This is a genomic window from Janthinobacterium sp. JF4 (genome assembly GCF_059617925.1).
This window is the reverse complement of record NZ_JCAQAV010000030.1, coordinates 66,399-72,445: the sequence shown is the minus strand read 5'-3', so window position 1 is coordinate 72,445 and position 6,047 is coordinate 66,399. Positions and strand designations below refer to the sequence as shown.

The 6,047-nt window shown below is 61.8% G+C and carries 4 protein-coding genes; 2 read left to right on the top strand and 2 right to left on the bottom strand.

Features of this window, described 5'->3' with window-relative positions:
• Positions 1-107: 107 nt before the first annotated feature.
• Complete coding sequence (locus AC54AF_RS19850; protein ID WP_077407505.1) at positions 108-308, bottom strand: heavy-metal-associated domain-containing protein; 201 nt, start codon at positions 306-308, stop codon at positions 108-110.
• Positions 309-390: 82 nt separating this feature from the next.
• On the bottom strand, positions 391-1,332 hold the full coding sequence (locus tag AC54AF_RS19845; RefSeq protein WP_131690143.1) for a bestrophin family ion channel: 942 nt from the start codon (positions 1,330-1,332) through the stop codon (positions 391-393).
• A 453-nt stretch (positions 1,333-1,785) separates the two neighbouring features.
• Between AC54AF_RS19845 and AC54AF_RS19840 the strand changes: the two genes are divergently transcribed.
• Both AC54AF_RS19840 and AC54AF_RS19835 read left to right on the top strand, forming a co-directional pair.
• Positions 1,786-3,468 (top strand): serine hydrolase, encoded by a 1,683-nt coding sequence (locus AC54AF_RS19840; protein WP_496637902.1) that lies wholly within the window; start codon positions 1,786-1,788, stop codon positions 3,466-3,468.
• A 145-nt stretch (positions 3,469-3,613) separates the two neighbouring features.
• Positions 3,614-6,031 carry a TonB-dependent siderophore receptor gene (locus AC54AF_RS19835; RefSeq protein ID WP_496637901.1) on the top strand — a complete coding sequence of 806 codons (2,418 nt, stop codon included), beginning with the start codon at positions 3,614-3,616 and terminating at the stop codon, positions 6,029-6,031.
• The last annotated feature ends 16 nt before the right edge of the window (positions 6,032-6,047 follow it).

Here is a 6,047-nt window from a genome sequence, read left to right as displayed (position 1 = left end):
ACAGCGCTGCCAAGGGAAGATTCCGGCATTTCCCCTATTTGCCGAGGACAGAGCCATAAAAAAAACAGCCGGCGCAAGGGCCGGCTGTCTGCTTACTGCTAACGCTGTTACTGCGCGCTGGTGACGGGATAACCGGCCTCGACGATGGCCGCGCTGATGGCGCCCAGTTCGGCGGGCGATTCCACCGTGACGCGCTTGCTGGCCAGGTCGATCTGCACCTGGGCTTGCGGATCGACGCCTTGCACCGCTTTCGTGACCGAGCCGACGCAATGGCCGCAGCTCATGTTTTCAACTTGTAACTGATACATGAAGCACTCCTTGAATGATTAAGTGCTTCCACTGTAAGCCTTCCCCCGATGGTAAGGTCAAGGGGGAACGCTGGCGTGCGGATCAATTCAGCAGAAAATCGTCAGCTTGCATGGGCGGTGGCACGTTCTCATCCTGCACGGATTCGCGCAAGCTGATTTCGATGGCGCGGCACATGGCCGACAGGGGCAGATCGTTGGCGTCTTCGCCGAACGGTTCCTCGATCTCGTCGCCCAGCGCATCGAGGCCAAAGAAGGTGTAGGCGACGATGGCGACGACGAACGGCGTCATGAAGCCGAGCGAGTCGACTAGGCCGAAGGGCAGCAGGAAACAGTACAGATAGGCCGTGCGGTGCAGCAGCAGCGAGTACGAGAAGGGGATCGGCGTGCTGCGGATGCGTTCGCACGAGGCGCCCGCCGCTACCATGGCCGACACCGTGTTGTCGATTTGCGTGGCGAGGATGCTGTCGATGCGGCCTTGCCGGACGCAGTCGGCCAGGTCGTGGCCCATCTGCAGCATCAGGTAGTCGGACGGGTTCGCCGCCTTGCAGGCCGCCTCCCATTCGGCCGGGCGCAGCAGCGGCTGCAGGTCGGCCGGCCCGCGCGTGTCGCGCAACTGGTGGCGTAGCGCGTGGCAAAAGGCGATGGTGCGGTAAATCATGCGCACGCGCACATCGGCCAGGCCCAGCCTCGCGTGGGCCGGCGTGTCGCTGCGTATCATCGTCTGGCACTGGCGCGAGAAATTACGGCTGCGCAAGACCAGTTCGCCCCACAGCTTGCGCGCTTCCCAGTAGCGGTCGTAGGCAGCCGTGTTGCGGAAACCCAGGAAGATGGCCAGCGGCAAGCCGATCAGGGTAAACGGGATGGTGGTGAGGATGACCTTGTGATCGAACAGGGTGCCGTGGCACCAGGTGACGAGGGTGGCGATCAGGGTATTGACGATGAGCGTGGTACGGATGCGCGGCAGGACGGAGCCGCGCACCACGAGGAACAGCCGTAGCGCCGATGGACGCTCGCGCACGATCATGCTGCGCTCCCTGTCGGGGACTGGGCTGGCGGTGAAACGCGCGCCCGGTGATCTGCAATGATGGAAGGACGAAGTGGCAATGGCCGGGAACAAAAAGCCCGCGACGTATGCGGGCTGAGCTGGGTGTGCATGGGAAGCAGAGTTGGGGAGACGGCTTGAGTATAGGCCGCCGTTTCGCTTCCAGCCAATTCACAGTGAGAATGGCAGCTATTCATTTTATGAATGAATATTTCATTTGTAATTTGAGTGCATATGACATCATGCCTTTTCCGGAATACAAAGCGTTGGCCAGCATGCATTATTCATGTGACAAATGGGTAGAATTATTCAGGTCGTCTCTGTTAGGCTGAATGAGCTATTTGGAAATATTTCCTTGAGCAAAATATGTCATCCCGATAGCCGCCGCCAAGGGAGCGACCAAGCTTGTTTATCCTTCCTGTGAAAGTGATCTGCATGTTTAAAGTCTCCAGCATCTGTCTCGCCACCTTGATCCTGTTACAAGCCCCTGCCGGCTGGGCCGGCGAACCCGCTCCACTAAGCCAGCGGCAGCAAGCGTTGGCGGCGCAGATCGATGCCAGCATCGCTCCGTATTACAAGGCCACGGAACCGGGCGCCGTCGTCCTCGTCGTCAAGGATGGCCAGCCGCTGCTGCGCAAAGCGTATGGCCTGGCCAGCGTGTGGGAAGGCACGCCGCTGACGCCGGACATGTCGTTGCGCCTGGGCTCCATTTCCAAGCAATTCACGGCCGTCGCCATTCTGCTGCTGGCCGACCAGGGCAAGCTGGCCATCACCGATGACATCACGACATTCCTGCCCGACTATCCGACGCATGGCAAGAAAATCACGATCGAACAGCTGCTCGCGCATACGTCCGGCATCCACGACTACACAAGGAAGCCGGAATTTGTGCCAAACAGCACGAAAGACTTGAGCGTGGCGCAGATGATCGATTTCTTCAAGAACGATCCGCCCGACTTTGAGCCGGGCACGCAGTGGCGCTACAGCAGCTCCGGCTATTTCCTGTTGGGCGCCATCATCGAAAAGGCTGCGGGCCAGCCGTATGCCACGTTTGTGGAGCAGCAGATATTCGTGCCGCTGGGCATGAACGACACGGCCTATGAAGGCCACGAGCGCCGGCCGGCCAAGCGCGCGGCCGGGCATATCCGTTCGGGCGAGACCTATGTGCCGAACCTGCCCTTGAGCATGACGCAGCCGTATGCGGCCGGCGCGCTCGTTTCCACCGTGGACGACCTGGCGCGCTGGGACGCGGCCATCTCCGACGGCAAGTTGCTCAAGGCTTCCACCTGGCAGCAGGCGTTCACGCAGGCCAAGCTGAGCGACGGCAGGGCGACCCGTTCCGGCTTGGGCTGGAAGGTGGGAAGCTGGCAAAACACCCCCGTCATTCACCATAGCGGTGGCATTAATGGTTTTGCCACATATGCAATGCGCTTGCCGGAGGAAAAAGTCTATGTGGCCGTGCTGGAAAACTCGGACACGGGCCTGGTCGATCCCGCCGTGGTCGCCCGCAAGGCGGCTGCCATCGCCGTCGGCCGGCCATATCCCGAGATCAAGGTCATCACGCTCAAGCCCGCCATCCTCGATGCGTACGCGGGCGTGTATGCCATCAACGACAAGGCCGGCTATACAATCCGCAACTTCGAGGGCAACTTGCTGTTGCAACGCACGGGCCGCCCCGCGCAGCGCATGCTGGCGTACTCGCCAAATGGCTTCCTGATTGAAAATACGCTCACCACAGCCGAATTCGAGCGGGGACCGAAGGGCGAGGCGCAGCTGGTCCTCAATGACGGCGGCGAATCGAAATCGGTGCACGAGCGCGCCAGCACCGCCAAGCCGGCGCGTACGGTGGTCGCCATGACGACGGCGCAATTCGATGCCTACGTGGGCAGGTATGCGCTGGCGCCTGAAGTCTATCTGGAAGTGACGCGCGAAGGCGACAAGTTCTTTGCCCAGGTGACGGGTTTCCGCAAGCTGGCCATGCTGCCGATGAGTGATACGGCTTTCTTTTCGAATGAAGTCGATGCGGAAGTACGTTTCAGCAAGGATGCCGATGGCAAGACGCAACAACTGGTGTTGCGCCAGGAGGGGCAGGATATGCCGGCCAAACGCGTGAACTGATCGCCGCAGTACAGCGCATGCCTGCCGGCCAGTCAATACTGCCGGCAGGCATTATTTTTTCGTGTCTGGCCTGACCGATTCGCATTCTCAAGGCACCTGCTAAGTAGGGGAATCATTTCAGCAGTCCATTGAGAGGCTTTACACCATGTCCGTTCGTCGCAAGCAGCGCCACTATATTTCCACACCGCAAATCCTTCCCATCGCCCGTGCCGTGTCGCTGGCCTTGTGCAGCCTGGCGCTGTACGCCGGCATGCCAACCCTGGCGCAGGCGCAAGCTGCCCCTGTCCAGCAGACAGGCGCTACGCGCCTGACCTACAGCATCCCTGCCGGTTCGCTGGCGCCCGCGCTGCGCAGCCTTGCCAGCGCCGCGAATGTCTTGCTCAGCTACACGCCCGAACAGGCCAGCGGCAAGCGCACGGCCGGCCTGCAAGGTGAGTACACGCCGCAGGCTGCCCTGGCCGCCTTGTTGGCGGGCACGGGCTTGCAGGCAGTCGAACTGGAGGTGGGCAGCTACGTGCTGCGCGCCGCGCCTGCCGAGGCCAGCGCCGGCACGGCGCCCGAGGCCGTCATGCCAGTGATTTCCGTCATGGCAGCGGTTGAGGCGGGCGAAGGCACGCTGTCGCGCGGCTATGTGCCCGTCAGCGTGGCCGCCACCAAGCTGGGCACGCCATTGCTCGAGACGCCGCGCGCCATTTCCGTCGTCACGCGTGAACAGATCAAGACGCAGGCACCGAAAAGCATCGAACAGGCGCTGGCCTATACGGCGGGCGTGCTGACGGACGTGACGGGCGCCGACGTGCGCATGTCGGGCGCCACCATCCGCGGCTTCAGCGATGGCAGCTCGTACTACCAGGATGGCTTGAAGCTGCTGTCGGCGGGCAGCTATGGTTCCTGGAACAGCGAGATGGAAGACCTCGACAGCATCGAAGTCATCAAGGGGCCCGCATCCGTCTTCTACGGCCAGGGCCGCCCGGGCGGCATGATCAATGTCACGTCCAAGCTGCCGGGTGCAGACCACGTCAATAGCGTGGGGTTTTCCGCGGGACGCTATCACCGCTATCAGGTCAATGCCGACCTGGGCGGCGCTGTCGCGGGCAGCGATGACGTGCTGTACCGCGTCACGCTGACGGGCCGCGATGCCGACGACCGTCCGCTCGAGTCGAAGAACGACCGCGTTTCCATCTCGCCCTCGCTGCGCTGGGACATCTCGGCGCGCACCCGCCTGACCGTGCTGGGCACGTATTCGCAAGAACGGGGCACGCCGAAACCATGGTGGCCCAGTCTGTTTGTCCATCCGCACATCAAGGACTTGCCCGTCAGCCGCACGGCGGGCGATCCGTCCTTCGATTATTTCGACCGCGATACGCGCGCCCTTGGCTATCTGTTCGAGCATGCAACAGGGAATGGCTGGAAGCTGACGCAAAACTTGCGTTATGCCACCATCAAGGTCGATTACCAGCATATCTACGCCATGGCTTTGCTGGCGGACACGCGCACGGCCACGCGCGGCAGCCTGGCGGAAAAAGTGGACGGCAAGACCTGGACGGTCGACAGCCGCGCGCAAAAGGACTTTCGCTGGGGTGAGATCGAATACCGTTTCGTGGCGGGTATCGACTACCTGAAATACAAGGAAAATGACGGCCTGGGTTTCGGCTGGGACGTGCCGAACCTGGATATCCATGCGCCGGTCTACCATCAGGCGATCGCCGCGCCTGAACTCGACTATACGGATACTGACCTCAAGCAGACGGGCATCTATGCGCTGAACCAGTTCAAGCTGGGCGCATGGGTGGCGAACGCCAGCCTGCGCCACGACCGTGCGCGCAGCACGCAGGTCAATTCGGCGACGACGCGCATCGACGACAATGCCACCATGGGCAGTGCCGGCGTGCTGTATCTGTTCGGTAATGGCGTGGCACCCTATGCCAGCTATGCCACCTCGTTCGACCCGGCCACGGGGCGCGACTTTGACGGCAAGGCTTTTCAGCCACGCAAGGGCAAGCAGGTGGAACTGGGTATCAAGTACCAGCCTGCCGGCACCTCGACCATGCTGACGGCTGCATTGTTTGATCTGACGCAAACGAATGTCACCACGCCAGACCCGCTGCACCCGCGTTCGTCGATACAGACGGGCGAGGTGCGTTCGACGGGCGTGGAACTGGAAGGCACGTTCAAGCCCTTGCCCGAGCTGAGCGTGCTGGCCGGCTACACCTACCTTGACCCGCGCACGACGAAGAGCAATCACGCCTACGAAATCGGCCGCCAGACCCTGCAGACGACACGCCATGCGGCCAGCGTCTGGCTCGACTACCGGCCCATGGCCGTGCCTGGCCTGATGCTCGCCGGCGGCCTGCGCTACCGTGGCAGTTCGCCCTACAATGGCGCGGCCAATGTGCTGTACATGAATGATCCGTACACCCTGGCCGATATCGCCGTGGCCTACGAAACGGCGCGTTACCGCCTGGCCCTGAATATCGGCAATGTATTCGACAAAAAATACTTTGGCGGCATCTTTCGTGGCGCGGAACGCGAAGCTCTGTTGAGCCTGAAGGTGAATTTCTAGGCTATACCAGGCTGTA